This window comes from Lacisediminimonas sp. (genome assembly GCF_030645335.1).
In the GTDB taxonomy this organism is placed as follows: Bacteria; Pseudomonadota; Gammaproteobacteria; order Burkholderiales; family Burkholderiaceae_D; genus Lacisediminimonas.
Genome location: NZ_JAUSNH010000200.1, coordinates 1 through 16,271, shown reverse-complemented (window position 1 = coordinate 16,271; position 16,271 = coordinate 1). Strand labels below are relative to the sequence as shown.

Sequence of the window (16,271 nt, the reverse complement as noted above, 5' to 3'; positions counted from 1 at the left end):
TTCATCACGCCCAAGAGCCGCGCCAGCCAACTGCTGCGCGATGCGACGCTGCAACTGGCCGAGCATGCGTCGTTTGCGCGCAAGCTGGTCAACAGCGGCCGCCTGTCGACGCCGACCCCGTACCTGGATTCAGCGCTCAATACGCCAGATGAATCGGTGTTTGCCGGCAACATGGCGCCGGGCACCAACTGCGCGGACGCGCCGGTGCAGGCCGATGGCCGGGCAGGCTGGCTGCTGAACCATTTGCCCAAGGGGTTTTCAGTGCTGGTGTTTGATGCCGGCGGGGCGCCTGGCCTGGGAGGGCAATCGGTGCGTGCCGGTGCGATCGAGGCGCCCGTGTTGCGCGTGGGCAGCGACCTGGCCGATCCGGAGGGCTTGCTGGAATTGCGCTATGACGGCCAGCCGGGCACCACCTATCTGGTGCGGCCGGACCAGCATGTCGCCGCCCGCTGGCGCGCGTTCGACCGCGACAAGATCCAGGCCGCCATTGCGCGCTGTTGTGCGCACCGATAGCGCAGTGGATGCGCCTCCATGCGTGTCAACACCCTCAACCGTGAATCACCCGAGAAAAGCAGGATGCGCGATGCCCTTGAACCTTGAACCGAATATTCCCGACCCGGATGGCTTTTACGAAGAACTGGTCGCCTGCCAGCGCGACCTGCCGGACGACAAGGCCTTGCTGTTCCAGGCCAAGCTGCTGTTGGTGCTGGCCAATCATGTTGGCGAGCGCAGCGTGCTGACGCAGGCGATGCAGGCGGCGTTGCGCAGCTTGTAGGCGCAGCGGCACGCCGACCTGTTGCGCGTCTAGCGCGAGCGCGTTGCCGCTTGCCGCAAGGCCTGTGCCGCATCGCTGATGGCGGCCACCGTATCGTCCCATCCGATACACGCATCCGTCACTGATTGGCCGTAGGTCAAGCTGGACAGGTCGGGCTGGATCTTTTGCGCGCCAGCGACCAGGTTCGATTCAATCATCATGCCGACGATACCGTCATTGCCATCGCACACCTGGCGCACGACGTCCTGCAGCACGCCGATCTGGCGCTGGTGGTCCTTGTTCGAATTGCCGTGGCTGCAATCGACCACGATTGCCGGCGGCAAGCCCGCTTTTTGCAGCAAGGCCGCAGCCTCGGCCACTGCCTGCGCACCGTAATTCGGCGCACTGCCGCCGCGCAGGATCAGGTGACCGTGCGGATTGCCTGCGGTGCGGATCACTGCGGTCCTGCCTTCGCCGTCGATGCCGAGGAAAGCATGTGGCGTGCGCGCCGCCTGCATCGCATTGATCGCCACGGCCAGGCTGCCGTCGGTGCCGTTTTTCAGGCCGACCGGGGTCGACAGGCCGCTGGCCATTTCGCGATGCGTCTGCGACTCGGTGGTGCGCGCGCCGATCGCGTTCCAGCTGACCATGTCGCCCAGGTATTGCGGCATCAGCGGATCGAGCGCTTCGGTGCCGATCGGCAGGCCGAGTTCGCTGATGTCACGCAATAGCGTGCGGGCGATGCGGATGCCTTTGACGATATCGAAGGAATCATCACGGTCCGGATCGTTGATCAGGCCCTTCCAGCCGACCGTGGTGCGCGGCTTTTCGAAATACACCCGCATCACCAGCACCAGCACGTCGCTGACCTGCGCCGCCAGCGGCTTGAGCCGTTGCGCATAGTCGAGCGCAGCGGCCGGATCATGCACCGAGCAGGGGCCGACGACGATGAAACGCCGCGGGTCCTTGCGGTCGATGATGTCTTCGAGCTGGGCGCGGCCATTGAGCACTGTGGCCAGCGACTTCTTGGTATGCGGTATTTCTTGCTGGATGGCAGACGGCGCCGGCAGGTCTTCCTGCGACAGGATACGGGCGTTGATCAGTTGCTTCATGGGGCGGGCGGGTGGCGCAGTGGCGGGGAGGGCGCTATTTTAGCCGGTTCGCCAGTGGACGGGGCCTTGGATGCCTGGCAGGCAATTTCCCTGGCGGGCATTATTTTCTTGTCAGGCCGATTTTTGCATGCCATTGTATACAACAGTATGCGAATTAAATTCCGGGGGAAGAATGGCGATAGGAATAGGTTGCGACATTGGCGGCACGTTTACCGATCTGCTGATGATTGATGAAGAAAACGGGCAGGCTTATGTCGATAAGGTATTGACCACCCCGCACGATCCGTCGGCAGCCATCGAGACTGGCCTGGAAAACCTGGAGCGCATGCGCCCGGGGGCGATCAGCGAGGCGCTGATGCTGGTGCATGGGACCACACTCGTGATCAATGCCGTGATCGAACGCAAGGGCGCGCGCACTGGCCTGATCACCACGCGCGGCTTTCGCGACGTACTGGAAATCGCCCGCGAGAAGCGCTATGACGGCGGCGACTTGCAGATCCGCTTTCCCGAGCCGCTGGTGGCGCGCCCGTTGCGGGTCGAGGTCGACGAGCGGGTCCACACCTCCGGCCGCGTCCTGACTGAACTGGACGAAGCCTCCGTGGTGGCAGCGCTGGCTGCCTTGCAGGCGCAGGCGGTGGAGTCCATCGCGGTATGCCTGATCAATTCCTTTGCCAACCCGGCGCATGAACAGCGCATCGGCGAAATTGCGCGCCGTGTCGCGCCCGGCATCACCATTACCTTGTCGCATGAAGTATTGCGCGAACTGCGGGAGTACGAAAGGTCGACCACCACGGTGGTCAATGCTTACACCAAGCCGGCCACCGCGCGCTACCTGGAGCGGCTAGATGGCCGGCTGCGCGACATCGGCTTTGCCGGCGAATTATTGTTGATGCAGTCCAGCGGCGGCCTGAATTCTTCCGAGATGGCAAAACGCTTCCCGGTCCAGATCCTGGAGTCCGGGCCGGCCGCCGGCATGATCGGGGCAGCGCACTATGCGCGCCTGGCCGGCTATGACAAGGTGCTGGCGTTCGACATGGGCGGCACCACCGCCAAAATGTGCCTGGTCATGAATGGACGGGTCGGGCGGGTCAATGAACTGGAGGTCGACCGGGTGCACCGCTTCAAGCGCGGCAGCGGCATACCGGTGCGCGTGCCCGTGGTGGACCTGATGGAAATTGGCGCGGGCGGCGGCAGCATTGCCAAAGTCTCGGCCAAAGGCACGCTGGAAGTCGGCCCCGAAAGTGCGTCCGCCGTACCAGGACCGGCGAGTTATGGCCAGGGCGGCACCCAGCCCACGGTGTCGGATGCCGACCTGGTGCTGGGCTACCTGAATCCGGGCTATTTCCTCGGCGGGCGCATGGCGCTGGACCGGGACCTGGCGGCCCAGGCGATCGAGCGCAAGCTCGGCACCGTGCTCGGCCTGTCGCTGGAAAAGGCGGCATGGGGCATCCATAGCCTGGTCAATGAAAACATGGCCAGCGCGGCCAAGGTGTACGTTGCCGAAAAAGGCGAGACGCCGGGCAGTTGCGCACTGGTCGCATTCGGCGGCGCCGGGCCGGTGCATGCCTACGACCTCGCACGCCGGATCGGCGCCCAGACCGTGATCATTCCGCCGCGCGCCGGTGTCGCCTCTGCCTTCGGCATGTTGATCGCGCCGGTTTCGTTCGACACGGTGCTGACCCACAGGACGCGGGTGGCAACCGCCCATCCGCTTGAACTGGAAGCCTTGTACAGCGAGATGGAAGTGCAGGCGCGCGCGGGACTGCCGCGCAGCGTCGAACAGTCGGTGGTCCGCTTTGAGCGATCCGCCGACGTGCGCTATGTGGGCCAGGGCTACGATGTCGGCGTGTCGCTGCCGTCTGCGCTGATCGCCGCGCCGGATTTCGCGCAGGGACTGCGCAGCGCGTTCAACGAGGTTTACCGCAAGTTGTACGGCAAGGTGTTCGATGAGCTGGAGCTGGAGCTGATGACCTTGCGGGTCACCGCGCTGGCGCCAGGAAAGCAGTTCCTGGATGCACCGGCCGCAGCATTGGCCGCCGGCGCCGGCCGCGAAGCCGTGGTGCGCGACGCCTATTGCCCGCAGGCCGGGCGCTTCATCCCGCATCGCGTCTACCAGCGCGCCTGGCTCGGCGCCGACACCGAGCTCGCCGGGCCGGCGATCATCGAAGAGGCGGAGTCGACCACCATCGTTGGCGCCGGCGCCAGCATTTCGGTGGATGGGGCCGGCAGCCTGATCGTCAAATTGCCGGTGGTCGCGGTACACGCATCCAAAGGCGCCGAACAGGCGATGGATGTGGTCAAGCTTGAAATGCTGTGGCGCCGGCTGACCTCGTCGGTGGATGAACTTGCGGCCGCGCTGGTGCGCACCTCGTTCTCGACCGTGATCCGCGATGTGCATGACTACGCGTGCGGTGTGTTCGACGCCAAGGGCCGCCTGCTGCTGCGTTCCACCGATAGCACGCCCGGCATTGCCGGCGGCCTGTCGCCGATGCTGGACCACATGCTGCAGATGGTGCCGATCGGCTCGCTGCGCGATGGCGATGTGCTGATCGGCAACGATCCATGGCATGGCAGCGGGCATCACAATGACATCGCCGTCATCACGCCGGCTTTTCATGGCGGCAAATTGATCGGGTTCTGCGCCTGCTCGGCACATCATGTGGATATCGGCGGGCGGCGCGCCACCACCGAAAGCCGCGACAATTATGAAGAAGGCTTGCGCATACCGGTCTCCTTCCTGTTCCGCCAGGGCGAACCGAACCAGGACGTCTTCAACTTCATTGCCAGCAACGTGCGCCTGGCCGAAACAGTGTTGGGGGACTTGCGCGCGCAATGCGCCGCCAATCATGTCGGCTGCGAACGATTGCAGGAACTCTGCGTCGAGCAGGGCTGGAGCGACTTCGAGACGCTGGCCGATGAAATCATCCGCCGCAGCGAAATGCTGTCACGCGCCGAGATCGAGCGCGTGCCCGACGGCTGCTATCGCCACGAAGCGCCGATCGAAATGATCGACGGCCAGAAGGTGGTGCTGAAGGTGGCGGTGACGGTCAAGGGCGACACCATCACGGTGGATTTCAGCGGCAGCTCGCCGCAGGTGCGCCCGGCCGTCAACTGCACGCTTCGCTACACCGCCGCCTATGCCCACTTTGCCGTGGCGGCGCTGTTGCAACTGCCGGTGCAGAGCAATGAAGGAACCATGCGGCCAATCACGATGGTGGCCGAGGAGGGCAGTGTATTGAATGCCAGGTTCCCGGCGCCGGTGTTTGCCCGCACCAGCATTGGCAACTTCATTCCCGAAATGATTTTCAGCGCAATGGCGCAAGCCTTGCCGGAGCGGGTGGTGGCCGGATCGGGTTCCACGCCATTGTGGGCGCAATATATCTTCGGCCGCCGCCAGGATGGCACGCAGTTCGCGCCGCTCAATGCCGCCAACGGCGGCCTGGGTGCGCGTGCCAACCAGGACGGCGTGTCCTGCCTCACTTTCCCGGTCAATATCGGCAATACGCCGGTTGAAGTGCTGGAGAGCGAAATACCGGCGCTGGTATTGCGGCGCGAGCTATGGGAGGATTCAGCCGGCGCGGGACGCTTCCGCGGCGGACTCGGTCAACGCTTCGAGATGCGGGTGCTGGAAGGCGATATCGGACCGGATGGCTCCTTCCTGATCGGATTCCGTGGCGGTCGTTATTATTTCCCGGTGCCGGGCTTGCTCGGTGGCGGCGACGGACCGAACGGACGGCTGGTGATCAATGGCCAGGTGGCTACCAGTGGCGGCGACGCGGTGGTGCCGCCGGGCGGCACGATGCTGTGTGAAATACCCGGTGGCGCCGGTCTGGGCAATCCGCGGGAGCGCAGCCGCGAGCTGATCGAACGCGATATCGCCTATGGCTATGTATCGCTGGAGCAGGCGCAGGCCTTGTATGGCTACGGGACTGCGCAACCGGCGGTGGCGCCGGCCGCGCAGGATGCCTGAAGGCGTGTAAATCAATTGGAATAAATGGACCAAAAAGCGATGGATCACCTGTTTCCCGGCGCCGACGATGCAGCAGCGCATGGCGCCGAAGCCGACGATGGCAAGCGCCGCCACGGCGCTCGCGCGGACCTGGTCCGGGAAGCGATCAAGACCGGCATCCGCGAGGGGCGGCTGCGTGCCGGGCAGCGCTTGCGGGAAGCCGATCTCGCCGAATGGCTGGGCGTGAGCCGCACGCCAGTGCGCGAAGCCTTGAAAACGCTGGAAGCCCAGGGCCTGGTCGCCACGGTCGGGCGCGAGGGGCTGGTGATTGCGAGCTTGTCAGCGCGCGATGTGGCGGAACTCTATACCGTGTGGGCCGACATGGAAGCGCTGGCGGCGCGTTACGCCGCCGAAAATGCGCGGCCGTCGGACATCAAGCTGATGCTGGCCATCTGCGACAAGTGGGACGAGAAGCTCGATGCCGCCGAACTCGGACGCCTGAACCATCAACTGCACCAGGCCATCTATGACGCCGCGCACAACGCGTTCCTGCATCGCGCACTGGACGCCATCGACGATTCGCTGGCCTTGCTGGGGCTGCACACGTATTCCGTGCCGGCACGCCGCGCGGAAGCCGGGCTTGAGCACCGCGCCATCGTCGAAGCCATTGCGCGGCACGACCCGCAACAAGCGGCGAACGCCGCACTGACGCACATCCAGACTTCGGAAAAATTACGCTTGTCCCTGCTCGCTGAATCACCCCCCTTCCTTTGACAGGAGTTTTCCATGACGCGACGTTTGATGCTGACGATGCTGCTTGCCCTTGCCGGCCTGGCCGCTACAGGAACGGCACTTGCCGACCAATACCCGAGCAAGCCGATTCGCCTGGTCGTGCCGTGGCCGCCCGCCGGCGTCGCTGACGTGGTGGGCCGCCTGATGGCGGAAAAGCTCACTGCAGAACTGGGACAGACGGTGATCGTGGAGAACCGGCCCGGCGCGAGTGGCTTCATCGGCACCGAGCTGGTCGCCAAGGCGGCGCCCGATGGCTACACCTTGCTGCTGGTCACCGCCAGCACGCACTCGATTGCGCCCAACCTGTATCGCAAGATGCCGTATGACGCGATCAAGGATTTTGCGCCGATTTCGCAAGTGACCTCGGCGCCGACCATCATGGTGACGCCGGCCACTTCCCCATTCAATTCCGTGGCGGCGCTGATCGCCTACGCCAAGGCCAATCCCGGCAAGCTGAACTACGCAACTTACGGCGCGGGCGGCAGCTCGCAATTGGCCGCAGAGCTGTTCATGCAGGCAGCCGGCATCCAGATGACGGCGATTCCGTACAAGGGTGCGACGCCGGCGATCCTGGGCCTGATGTCGGGCGACGTCAGCCTGTTCTTCGATTCGATTCCGTCCGCATTGCCCCACGTGCGCTCCGGCAAGTTGAAGGCGCTGGCCGTGACCGGCCTGCAACGCACGGCGGCAGCACCTGACCTGCCGACTGTTGCCGAGACTTTCCCCGGCTTTGAATTCATCGTCTGGCAAGGCATTGAAGCGACAGCGGGAACGCCGAAGGCGGCGATTGACCGGCTCAGTACAGCCATGGGCAAGATCATGGCGATGCCGGAAGTGCGCAACAAGCTGCGCGACCTCGGTGCGGACGCGACCGGCAGTGCATCGCCTGAGCAATTCGCGCAACATATCGTGCGGCAGAAGGAGAAGTTTGCCGAGGTCATCAAGCGCGCCAATATCGGCTATCTGGATTGATCGATTGATCGATCAATCAATCAATCAATCGATCGATTGACTGAAGATGTTCCTTCGACCGCAGCCAGTGCGCCAGCCACACGCTGCTTCGTACTGGGCTGCGACTGCGACTGCGCCGTCATTTGCCGGCCTGGTCAATCCGATCGAGACCGAGGTCGCGATTATCGGCGGCGGTTTCACGGGCCTTTCGGCAGCACATCATTTGCGCAAGAACGGACGTCGCTGCGTCATCCTCGAGGCCAGCGAAGTCGGATGGGGTGCCAGCGGCCGGAACGGCGGCATGGCCGTGCCGCGCTACAAGCTCACTTTTCCCGAACTGGAAAAAAAATATGGCCGCGACGTCGCGCTGCGCATGTACCGGCTGGCGCATGACGGCGTCGATACGCTGGAGGAAATCATCCACGCGCATCGCATCGACTGTGGCTTTGGCCGTTGCGGGCATATCACGCCCATCGTCGGCGAGCATGGCGTGCGGCGCTTCGCCGCCGATGTGGAATGGCTGCAGCAGCATGCCGGCGATGGCGCGCCGTCCATGCTGGGGCGCTCCGCAGTGATTGAAAAGATCGGTTCGGATCTGTACCAGGACGGCTACCTGGAGCCGCGCGGTGCTGGCATCCATCCGCTGCAGTACTGCAACGCCCTGGCGAGCTCGCTGGCAAACCAGGGGGCGGGCATCTATTGCGGCACCACGGTCACTTCCTGGCGCAGCAATGGCGAGCAGGTCGAAATCCACACACCGGCGGCCAGCGTGCGAGCCCGCGAATTGATCATTGCCACCAACGGCTACAGCAACCTGACGAGCGCCGGCAGCCAGCTTGAAAAGCGGATCGTACCGATTGCATCGGCCGTGATTGCCACCGAGGTGCTGCCGCCAGCGTTGCGCAACGCACTGCTGGCCGGCGGCCAGCTTGCCACCGATTCCAAGCGGCTGACGAACTACTACCGGATACTGGCGGACGGGAGTTTCTTTTTTGGCGGGCGCGGTGGTGCCGGCAGCCGCGCGTCGCCGGCCGCCTACGAGCGCCTGCGGCAGGACATGCTGTCAATCTTCCCGATGCTGCAAGGCGTCGGAATCCGGCACCGCTGGTTCGGCCTGGTTGCCGTGACGCTGGACAGCCTGCCGCGCATCGGCAAGCTGGCGGCAAATGTCCACTATGGGCTTGGCTACAATGGCCGCGGCGTCGGACTCGCTGCGCTGGTGGGCAAGCAGCTCGCGGCCCAGGTCGCCGGCGAGCCGCCATCGATGGGGCCGATCAGCGACGGCCGGTTTGATCCGATTCCCTTGCATGGGCTGCGCCGACCGGCAAAGCAGGCCGCGATCTGGTACCACCAGGTCATGGACCGGTTCCAGCGCTAAGCGCCTGGCGGGCGGCGACAACTGATCGCGGCCAGGCACATAATTGCTTTCGAGCGCCCATCAAGTCCACATTAACGGCACCGCAGGCGCCGATCAAGCGCCGGCGTCGCGCACCATATTGCGGGCAATCACGATTTGCTGGATCTGCGTCGTTCCCTCATACAGACGGAATAGTCGGACGTCGCGATAGAAACGCTCGATGCCATATTCTTCCAGGTAGCCCGCACCGCCGAACACCTGGACCGCCCGATCGGCCACCCGCCCGCACATCTCGGAGGCAAACATCTTGCAGCACGAGGCTTCGGTCGACACATCAACACCCGCATCGCGCTTGCGCGCCGCATCGATCACCATGCAGCGCGCTGCATACAGTTCGGCCTGGCTGTCAGCCAGCAAGGCTTGCACCAACTGGAATTCGGCGATCGGCTTGCCAAACTGCTTGCGCTCGATGGCGTAGCGCAAGGCATCGCGCAGCATGCGCTCGGCCACACCGACGCAGATCGCGGCGATATGGATACGGCCCTTCTCCAGCACTTTCATTGCCGTCTTGAAGCCGTGGCCTTCCTTGTTGCCGATCAGCTGGCTGGCGGGTACCCGGCAGTTTTCAAAAATCACGTCGGCCGTATGGGCGCCGCGCTGGCCCATCTTCTTGTCGATGCGGCCGATCGTAATGCCCGGCGTGTTGCGCTCGACGATGAAGGCCGACACGCCGCCTGCGCCCTTGTTCTGCGGGTTGGTGCGCGCCATCAGCGTAAACAGGCCCGCCTCCGGCGCATTGGTGATGTAGCGCTTGGTGCCATTGACGACATAGTGATCGCCATCGCGGATTGCCGACGTGCGCAGCGATGCGGCGTCGGAACCGGCGTCCGGCTCGGTCAGCGCGAACGAGGCAATCAGCTCGCCCGTTGCCAGCCGCGGCAGGTATTTTGCCTTTTGTTCCTCGGTGCCATCCATCAGGATTCCCTGCGAACCGATGCCCACCGTGGTGCCGAACAGCGAGCGGAAGCAGGGCGAGGTCTGGCTCATTTGCAGCATCACCAGCACTTCTTCTTCCATGGTCAGCGCCAGGCCGCCGTACTCTTCCGGTATGGTCAGGCCGAACAGGCCCATCTGCTTCATTTCGCGCACGATGTCGTCGGGAATCTGGTCGGTCTCGGCGACCAGGTGTTCGGCCGGCACCAGCCGCTCGCGTACGAAACGGGTGACGGCGTCCAGCAGGGCATTGAGGGTGTCGGTGTCGCGGATCATGATGTCTTGTCCTGGTTCATTGCGTTTTGTGTCGTCGTTGGATCTGCCTGGCGCAGGCGAGCGGCGTGTTCGCCGCTACAAGGCTTCTTCTGTCGCCAGGATCGCGGTCGACTGGCTGGACAACATGCCGCCATTGCCATGCGCCAGCGCAGTGCGCGCGCCCGCAACCTGCCGTTCGCCGCATTCGCCGCGCAACTGGCGCACCGCTTCAACGATCGGGAAAATACCGTACATGCCCGGATGCACGCAGGACAGCCCGCCGCCATTGGTATTGACCGGCAAGTGCCCGCCCGGCCCGATGCCGCCGTTGCGCACGAAGGCCGCGCCTTCGCCTTTCCTGCAAAAGCCCAGGTCTTCCAGGAACAGCAATGTGTTGATCGTGAAGGCGTCGTACAACTGCACGACGTCGATGTCGGACGGCTTGAGCCCGGCCATGGCAAAGGCGGCCGGCCCCGACTCGGACGCTGCCGTCACCGTCAGGTCGTGCATCGATGAAATCTGGCGATTCCACACCGCCGTTGCATTGCCCAGCACATACACCGGCCTGGCCTGCAGGTCGCGCGCACGTTCGGCGCGCACCAGCACATAGGCGCCGCCGCCATCGGTGACCAGGCAGCAGTCGCGTACCGACAGCGGGTCGCTGATCATGCGCGCATTGAGCACGTCGTCAATCGATAGCGGCTCGCGCATGAAAGCTTCCGGATTGAGCGCCGCCCAGGCGCGGGCGGCGACCGCGACTTCGGCCAGGTCGCGCCGGGTGGTGCCGAACTCATGCATGTGGCGCGACGCCGCCAGCGCATACGCGGACGGCGGCATCATCGGGTCATAGGGCGTTTCATACGGCTGCGGATCGAGGAACTTGCGCGCTGCCACCATTTCGCGCCGGCCGAAGGCGGCAGTACGCTGCGCGCTGCCGTAGCACACCAGCACCGCATTGCACTGGCCGGACTGCAGCGCCTGGATGGCCGGCATCAAGTGCGCCACGAAACTGGAGCCGCCCAGCATGGTGCTGTCGATGAAACGCGGGCGGATGCCCAGGTATTCGACCACCGGCATGGCCCACATGCTGGCGCTGGAACTGGCGGTGCACAGGCCGTCGATGTCGCTCATTTTCAGGCCGGCGTCGGCCACTGCTGCGCGCGCCGAACGGGCCAGGATTTCAATGTCGGTGAAGCCGTGCGCCTCGCCCTGGCCAAAAGTGGCGACGCCGACAATGGCGGCGCTCCCGCGCAATGAATTCAGGCTCATGGCGTGTGCTCCGTCCGGTCCTGCACGACGTCGAACACGACGAGGCCCGCGCCGCCGTCGATCTGCACCCGCGCCTGCACGCGCTGGCCGATCCGGACCGCGTCCACCGGCAGGTTGGCGATGCGGCTCATCAGGCGCACGCCTTCGTCGAGGTCGACCAGCGAAACGTTGGTGTCGCCACCGGCCTCCGGCTTGCGCCGCACCGTGGTGACGGCGTGCACGGTGCCTAGGCCGCTTGGCGCGACCAGTTGCACCTGCTCGCTGCCGCAATGCGGGCAGGACTCGCGCGGGAAGTAAATGTGGCGCTGGCATTGGCTGCAATGCTGGATCAGGAAGCGGCCCTGGTCCAACTGCGCCTGATGGGCAGCCCGGATGCCGCCGCTACGGGAAGTGTCGTTCATCATTGCCCCGTCACACCGGATCCCAGCTGAACACATCGCCGGAGCGGTCCAGCGGATGGAACATGGCTTTGAGCGCCGGCAAGGCATGGCTGGCGACGGTTTCCGGACTCCAGCCTTCGCTGCGATGCACCGAGCGCACCGGCCGCGGCTGGCTGATCAGGAAAATTTCATTGTTGCGCACCGAGAATATCTGGCCGTTGGTATCGCTGGCCTGCTCGCTGGCCAGGCAAACGGCCAGCGGTGCGATCTTGGCCGGCGTCATCTGCTTGAGGTTGTCCACGCGCGCCTGTTCTTCCGGTGTGGAGGTCGGGATGGCGCCGACCATGCGGCTCCATGCGAACGGGGCGATGCAATTGGAGCGGACATTGAACCTCTGCATGTCCAGCGCAATCGATTTCGACAGTCCGACGATGCCCAGCTTGGCGGCCGAATAATTCGCCTGTCCGAGGTTGCCGATCAGGCCCGAGGTGGACGTCATGTGGATGTAGCAGCCCGACTGCTGGTCCTTGAAGTAGCTGGCAGCGGCGCGGCTGACATGGAAGGAGCCGTACAGGTGCACCTTGAGCACGGAATCCCATTCCTCTTCGCTCATCTTGTGGAACATGCGGTCGCGAAGGATGCCGGCATTGTTGACCACGACGTCGATCCTGCCAAACGCGTCGATCGCCGACTCGACGATGCGCGCCGCGCCGGAACGCTCGGACACGCTGTCGGTATTGGCCACCGCCGCGCCGCCGGCCGCCTTGATCTCATTGGCGACGGCTTGTGCCGGTCCGGCGTCCTGGCCTTCGCCGGCAAGCGATGAGCCGATGTCATTGACCACCACGCGGGCCCCGGCACGCGCCATTGCCAGCGCGATTTCGCGCCCGATGCCGCCACCGGCGCCCGTGACGAGCACTACCTTGCCCTCGACCATGCGCGAGTTTTCGTTCATTCCATCATCTCCTGTTGAAACTGTTTTGGTGGACAGCCCGGGTTGACTCTGGCAGGCCGTGCAGCAGCAGGGGGCGGGCTTTGCGCCGTCCGGGAAACGTGGGCGGCGGCGTGACCTTGGCCTGGCTGCGCTTCAGGGCTGGAAGGAAGTCATGCGGTTTGGTGATGCTGTTGCGCCAAACCGGGCAGGCCGCCGTGCAGCATGCATGCACATTGCCCTGCGGTGCCTTTCGCTCACGATTGGCTGGCTTGTCGCTGCACCGGCAACCCGCACCGTGCGCCCTTGTTTTACGATCATCCGGGGCAGTTTCAGGCATCGCTAAAATTCTGTCAACGGCGATGGACCGGCGCTGCATGTGGGGCGCAGCAGGGCGGCGTTTGATGAGATCATTGCGTCCATCTGAAAAAAACGAAATTCGAGAGCGAGTGCGATGATTGCTGGGTTGTCCGGGGTGTATGGGGCGGTGGGGATGATGCTGTTGCCGGTGTTCGTCTGCATTGCCGTGGGTATCGCCTGGGGTTATCGCAAGCTGACTTTTCCGGGGGCCTTCATTTCCCAGCTGGTGACCCTGGTCGCCGTGCCCTCGCTGGTGTTCCATACGCTGGTGACGACGCGCCTGGCGACCAGCACGGTGGTGTCGGTGGCCGTGGCGGCGGCGCTGGGCATCCTGTTAATGGGCTTGTTGAGCGCTGCGCTGTTGCGCCTGGCCGGGTTTCCGGTACGCACGCTGATCCCGACCGCCACCTTTCCGAACGCCGGCAACCTCGGCCTGCCACTGTCGCAACTGGCGTTCGGCGACGCCGGGCTCTCGGTGGCGGTGACGTTTTTTGCGGTCACGTCGTTCCTGCAGCATACGGTCGGGGTCTACCTGCTGACGGCGCACAAGGGAAACCGGGGCGGCGGCTGGATCAGCCCGGTGGTGCTTGCGGCGCTGACGGCGGTCGCCATGCGCCTGGCATCGATCCCCGCGCCCGGCTGGATCATTGAAAGCACCCGCATGCTGGGCAGCCTGACGATCCCGCTGATGCTGATCAGCCTGGGCTATACGCTGGTCACGATTTCGCACGGCAGCATCCGGCAGGGCTTCGTGCTGGGCATGATACGGCTGGCGGTCGGACTGGTCGGCGGCACCATCGTGGTCAAGGCGCTGGGCCTGCCGCCGGAAATCGCCGGCGTCACGCTGTTCCAGATGATGATGCCGGTGGCGGTGATCAACTATCTGTATGCACAGCGCTACACCGACCATGCCGACGCCACGGCCGGCGCCGTGGTGGCGTCAACCGCTTGCTTCCTGTTGTTGTGCCCGCTGGTGTTGTGGTACGTGGGGGCGCCGTTGAAATTCTGATGGTGGCAATGGCCTGGGCCGTGCCTGGTCAACGCCGAAGCGCCGGCATGAACAGGGATTTCTACTGGACGTCTGGAACAATTCGGCAGCGAGTCAATGGAAGACCTGAATTTTTACGTCGCCTGATCAGTCGTCCTCGATCGCCGACAGTGGCATCACCAAGGTGAGCGGGTCATCTGGCAACGGGGCAAATCCGAAGTGATTGTAAAAATCAGCCGCCGTCTGGTCCTTCGCGTCAACGAAAAGAAAAGCGCCGCCTACCTGATTCGCAACCTGCTTGACTCGACGCATTGCATCGACAAGAAGATCGGCGCCAAAGCCCTGCCTTGTTGCGCTGCTGGCGACAGCCAATCGGGCAAGCGTGTAGCCAGGAATATCCGAAGGAAGTTTTCGGGCCAACTCTGCCGGCAGGGCTTCCCTTGGCGTCATGCGACGGATTGCCAAGGCGTAGAAGCCAACGATGACGGTGGGCGCCTCGTCGTCTATCAGGACGAAGGTTTTAGACAGCCCTTTTGCTTGATGCTGGCCTGCGATTGTTTGCAGCCAGGTGTTTAATTTCTCTGTTGCGCAGTCAAAACGTTTTACATCATGCGTCTGATCCAGCGGTGCTACGTAGCGAGCCATTTTTTATCTTGCCCTTATAGCGATCAAGAGCCCGCTTCAGTGCTGGATTGGGCTTTGGTGGATTCTCAAGTAATGCAATCAACATGGCGGCATCGCGGCGGGTCACACCGATCATCGTCTCGCGATCAATGATTTGCTCAGCTTTTTCAAGCGCACTCTGAACCACAAACTGATTCACCGTCGCCCCCACCAAATCTGCCGCCTCCTGCAGTTTTTCTTGCACTGCAAGAGAAACCCTGGCCGTAATACGGCCCCTTTCCGCTACTTGACGCATCTCTACCCTCCTGGGTAATTCCGCAGTTGCCCACCTCCGGGCGACTACAGCTGCTGCAAGTGGTGCACTTGCAGCTTCTCCAAAAATAAAACTAAAACACATGTCCAAGACGATCCTTAAGGCGTTGCCGTTCCATGCGCGCAGCGAAGCCTTTCGGGTCTTGGGACATTATATATGGTGTGGTGCCAAACTGCCACCACCGACTCACATGCCCATTCGTCGCCAACAAAAATTTCCCCATACCCAATTTTTGGCCGGGGCTGCCATCGTGCTGAAACGCCTCGTCTGTAGTTTTTTTCATTGCGACAAATTTCCGGCAACGGCCGGATGTTGAGGCGGCTCCCGACCCAACAGACGGAAAAAAAGCACTTCGATTTCTCGTCAGTGCTTGATTTCCGAACCAAGTGTTCTGGCTCCCCGACCTGGACTCGACCCAGGACTCGGCGGACTAACTCTCCGCTACTTCAGGAATTCCCGCAGCAGCGCCGTAAACGCGTCGGGCAGCTCGACTGCGCTGATATGCGCGGCGTCGATGTCGGCCAGACGGGATCCGGCGATCTGACTATGCATGTCCTGCGAAAGCGCCGGCGGCGTGGCTGCATCCTGCGTGCCGGCGATGATCAGTGCCGGGCAGGCAATGCGCCGGTTGCTTTCACGGAAATCGATTTGCGAAACCGCGCCGCAACTGGCAATGTAGCCCTGCGGGTCGCAAGCGACCAGCGTGCGGCGCAATTCTGCCAGGCGCGGCGCTGCGGCCGGATCGGACAGGAAAGCCGGCGTGAACCAGCGCTGCAATGCGCCATCGGCGATGGCGTCGAGTCCATTGGCGGCAACCGCGTCCATCCGCGCTTGCCAGCCGGCGCGGCCGGCGTCGTCGTAGTAGCCGGCGGAGTTGGCGATCACGATGCTGCGCACTGCCGACGGATGCCGCGCCGCCAGCGACTGCGCCACCATGCCGCCGAGCGAAGTGCCGGCGAAATGCGCCGGGCCCGCCGCAATCGACGCCAGCAGCGCGGCGATATCGTCGGCCATGTCAGCCATCGAGAAAGGGCTGGTCACCAGCGTGGACGAACCGTGGCTGCGGTGGTCGTAGCGCAGTACGGTGAAGTCCTTCTCCATCCGCGCTGCTACCTCGTCCCACATGTGGAGGTCGCAGCCCAGCGCATGGCTGAGCACCAGCAATGGGCCCTGTCCTTGTTTGATGAAATTGAGTTGTGTCATGGCTTTCGATACGGTCGTGGGGGGGGGGGGGGGGGGGGGG

The 16,271-nt window shown here is 63.8% G+C and carries 15 protein-coding genes and 1 pseudogene; 8 read left to right on the top strand and 8 right to left on the bottom strand.

The features are described from left to right. A pseudogene (locus Q7T64_RS14095) lies at positions 1-513 on the top strand (FAD-dependent oxidoreductase); the annotation flags it as partial. 70 nt (positions 514-583) lie between these two features. After that, positions 584-775, top strand: a complete 192-nt coding sequence (locus Q7T64_RS14090) for a DUF2783 domain-containing protein (protein WP_304796978.1) — start codon at positions 584-586, stop codon at positions 773-775. Between the two features lie 29 nt (positions 776-804). Here the strand turns inward: Q7T64_RS14090 and Q7T64_RS14085 are convergent, their stop codons facing one another. Then, a complete protein-coding gene (locus Q7T64_RS14085; RefSeq protein ID WP_304796976.1) occupies positions 805-1,866 on the bottom strand; it encodes a 3-deoxy-7-phosphoheptulonate synthase in 1,062 nt (353 codons plus the stop codon). A 172-nt stretch (positions 1,867-2,038) separates the two neighbouring features. On the opposite strand from Q7T64_RS14085, the gene Q7T64_RS14080 reads away from it, so the two are divergent. From Q7T64_RS14080 to Q7T64_RS14065, 4 genes are read left to right on the top strand one after another with little or no spacing between them, the layout of a single operon-like run. Beyond that, positions 2,039-5,836 (top strand): hydantoinase B/oxoprolinase family protein, encoded by a 3,798-nt coding sequence (locus tag Q7T64_RS14080; protein ID WP_304796974.1) that lies wholly within the window; start codon positions 2,039-2,041, stop codon positions 5,834-5,836. A 24-nt stretch (positions 5,837-5,860) separates the two neighbouring features. Continuing rightward, positions 5,861-6,589 (top strand): GntR family transcriptional regulator, encoded by a 729-nt coding sequence (locus tag Q7T64_RS14075; protein ID WP_304796971.1) that lies wholly within the window; start codon positions 5,861-5,863, stop codon positions 6,587-6,589. A 12-nt stretch (positions 6,590-6,601) separates the two neighbouring features. Beyond that, the gene (locus Q7T64_RS14070) at positions 6,602-7,579 is read left to right on the top strand and encodes a tripartite tricarboxylate transporter substrate binding protein (RefSeq protein WP_304796969.1); all 978 of its coding nucleotides are present in this window, start codon (positions 6,602-6,604) and stop codon (positions 7,577-7,579) included. Between the two features lie 46 nt (positions 7,580-7,625). After that, positions 7,626-8,936 carry an FAD-binding oxidoreductase gene (locus Q7T64_RS14065; protein ID WP_304796966.1) on the top strand — a complete coding sequence of 437 codons (1,311 nt, stop codon included), beginning with the start codon at positions 7,626-7,628 and terminating at the stop codon, positions 8,934-8,936. Between the two features lie 93 nt (positions 8,937-9,029). Here Q7T64_RS14065 and Q7T64_RS14060 read toward each other — a convergent pair whose 3' ends face one another. From Q7T64_RS14060 to Q7T64_RS14045, 4 genes are all read right to left on the bottom strand, one after another. After that, the gene (locus tag Q7T64_RS14060; RefSeq protein ID WP_304796964.1) at positions 9,030-10,184 is read right to left on the bottom strand and encodes an acyl-CoA dehydrogenase family protein; all 1,155 of its coding nucleotides are present in this window, start codon (positions 10,182-10,184) and stop codon (positions 9,030-9,032) included. A 75-nt stretch (positions 10,185-10,259) separates the two neighbouring features. Further along, positions 10,260-11,432, bottom strand: coding sequence for a thiolase (locus tag Q7T64_RS14055; RefSeq protein ID WP_304796961.1), 1,173 nt, complete (start codon positions 11,430-11,432; stop codon positions 10,260-10,262). Then, positions 11,429-11,833 (bottom strand): Zn-ribbon domain-containing OB-fold protein, encoded by a 405-nt coding sequence (locus tag Q7T64_RS14050; protein WP_304796959.1) that lies wholly within the window; start codon positions 11,831-11,833, stop codon positions 11,429-11,431. Before Q7T64_RS14050 ends, Q7T64_RS14055 begins: the two co-directional genes overlap by 4 nt. A gap of 10 nt (positions 11,834-11,843) precedes the next feature. Continuing rightward, positions 11,844-12,749 carry an SDR family NAD(P)-dependent oxidoreductase gene (locus Q7T64_RS14045; protein WP_304796983.1) on the bottom strand — a complete coding sequence of 302 codons (906 nt, stop codon included), beginning with the start codon at positions 12,747-12,749 and terminating at the stop codon, positions 11,844-11,846. 487 nt (positions 12,750-13,236) lie between these two features. Here Q7T64_RS14045 and Q7T64_RS14040 point away from each other — a divergent pair, with 487 nt between their 5' ends. Then, positions 13,237-14,112: an AEC family transporter gene (locus Q7T64_RS14040; RefSeq protein ID WP_370653330.1), complete on the top strand. Its 876-nt coding sequence runs from the start codon at positions 13,237-13,239 to the stop codon at positions 14,110-14,112. A 126-nt stretch (positions 14,113-14,238) separates the two neighbouring features. Here the strand turns inward: Q7T64_RS14040 and Q7T64_RS14035 are convergent, their stop codons facing one another. Then, entirely contained in the window at positions 14,239-14,736 is a 498-nt protein-coding gene (locus Q7T64_RS14035) for a GNAT family N-acetyltransferase (RefSeq protein WP_304796953.1), read from the bottom strand. Further along, positions 14,699-15,010: a DUF1778 domain-containing protein gene (locus tag Q7T64_RS14030; RefSeq protein WP_304796950.1), complete on the bottom strand. Its 312-nt coding sequence runs from the start codon at positions 15,008-15,010 to the stop codon at positions 14,699-14,701. The genes Q7T64_RS14035 and Q7T64_RS14030 overlap by 38 nt, the downstream gene beginning before the upstream one ends. Before the next feature lie 100 nt (positions 15,011-15,110). Here Q7T64_RS14030 and Q7T64_RS14025 point away from each other — a divergent pair, with 100 nt between their 5' ends. Beyond that, a complete protein-coding gene (locus Q7T64_RS14025) occupies positions 15,111-15,344 on the top strand; it encodes a hypothetical protein (protein ID WP_304796948.1) in 234 nt (77 codons plus the stop codon). 125 nt (positions 15,345-15,469) lie between these two features. Here the strand turns inward: Q7T64_RS14025 and pcaD are convergent. Beyond that, on the bottom strand, positions 15,470-16,271 hold an 802-nt coding region (pcaD, locus tag Q7T64_RS14020), incomplete at its 5' end, for a 3-oxoadipate enol-lactonase (protein ID WP_370653329.1).

What these genes read in the sequence shown, in the direction of transcription:
- Q7T64_RS14090 (WP_304796978.1), top strand. Translation starts at nt 584, where the DNA reads ATGCCCTTGAACCTTGAACCGAATATTCCCGACCCGGATGGCTTTTAC.
- Q7T64_RS14085 (WP_304796976.1), bottom strand. Translation starts at nt 1,866, where the DNA reads ATGAAGCAACTGATCAACGCCCGTATCCTGTCGCAGGAAGACCTGCCG.
- Q7T64_RS14080 (WP_304796974.1), top strand. Translation starts at nt 2,039, where the DNA reads ATGGCGATAGGAATAGGTTGCGACATTGGCGGCACGTTTACCGATCTG.
- Q7T64_RS14075 (WP_304796971.1), top strand. Translation starts at nt 5,861, where the DNA reads ATGGACCAAAAAGCGATGGATCACCTGTTTCCCGGCGCCGACGATGCA.
- Q7T64_RS14070 (WP_304796969.1), top strand. Translation starts at nt 6,602, where the DNA reads ATGACGCGACGTTTGATGCTGACGATGCTGCTTGCCCTTGCCGGCCTG.
- Q7T64_RS14065 (WP_304796966.1), top strand. Translation starts at nt 7,626, where the DNA reads ATGTTCCTTCGACCGCAGCCAGTGCGCCAGCCACACGCTGCTTCGTAC.
- Q7T64_RS14060 (WP_304796964.1), bottom strand. Translation starts at nt 10,184, where the DNA reads ATGATCCGCGACACCGACACCCTCAATGCCCTGCTGGACGCCGTCACC.
- Q7T64_RS14055 (WP_304796961.1), bottom strand. Translation starts at nt 11,432, where the DNA reads ATGAGCCTGAATTCATTGCGCGGGAGCGCCGCCATTGTCGGCGTCGCC.
- Q7T64_RS14050 (WP_304796959.1), bottom strand. Translation starts at nt 11,833, where the DNA reads ATGAACGACACTTCCCGTAGCGGCGGCATCCGGGCTGCCCATCAGGCG.
- Q7T64_RS14045 (WP_304796983.1), bottom strand. Translation starts at nt 12,749, where the DNA reads ATGGTCGAGGGCAAGGTAGTGCTCGTCACGGGCGCCGGTGGCGGCATC.
- Q7T64_RS14040 (WP_370653330.1), top strand. Translation starts at nt 13,237, where the DNA reads ATGATGCTGTTGCCGGTGTTCGTCTGCATTGCCGTGGGTATCGCCTGG.
- Q7T64_RS14035 (WP_304796953.1), bottom strand. Translation starts at nt 14,736, where the DNA reads ATGGCTCGCTACGTAGCACCGCTGGATCAGACGCATGATGTAAAACGT.
- Q7T64_RS14030 (WP_304796950.1), bottom strand. Translation starts at nt 15,010, where the DNA reads ATGCGTCAAGTAGCGGAAAGGGGCCGTATTACGGCCAGGGTTTCTCTT.
- Q7T64_RS14025 (WP_304796948.1), top strand. Translation starts at nt 15,111, where the DNA reads ATGTCCAAGACGATCCTTAAGGCGTTGCCGTTCCATGCGCGCAGCGAA.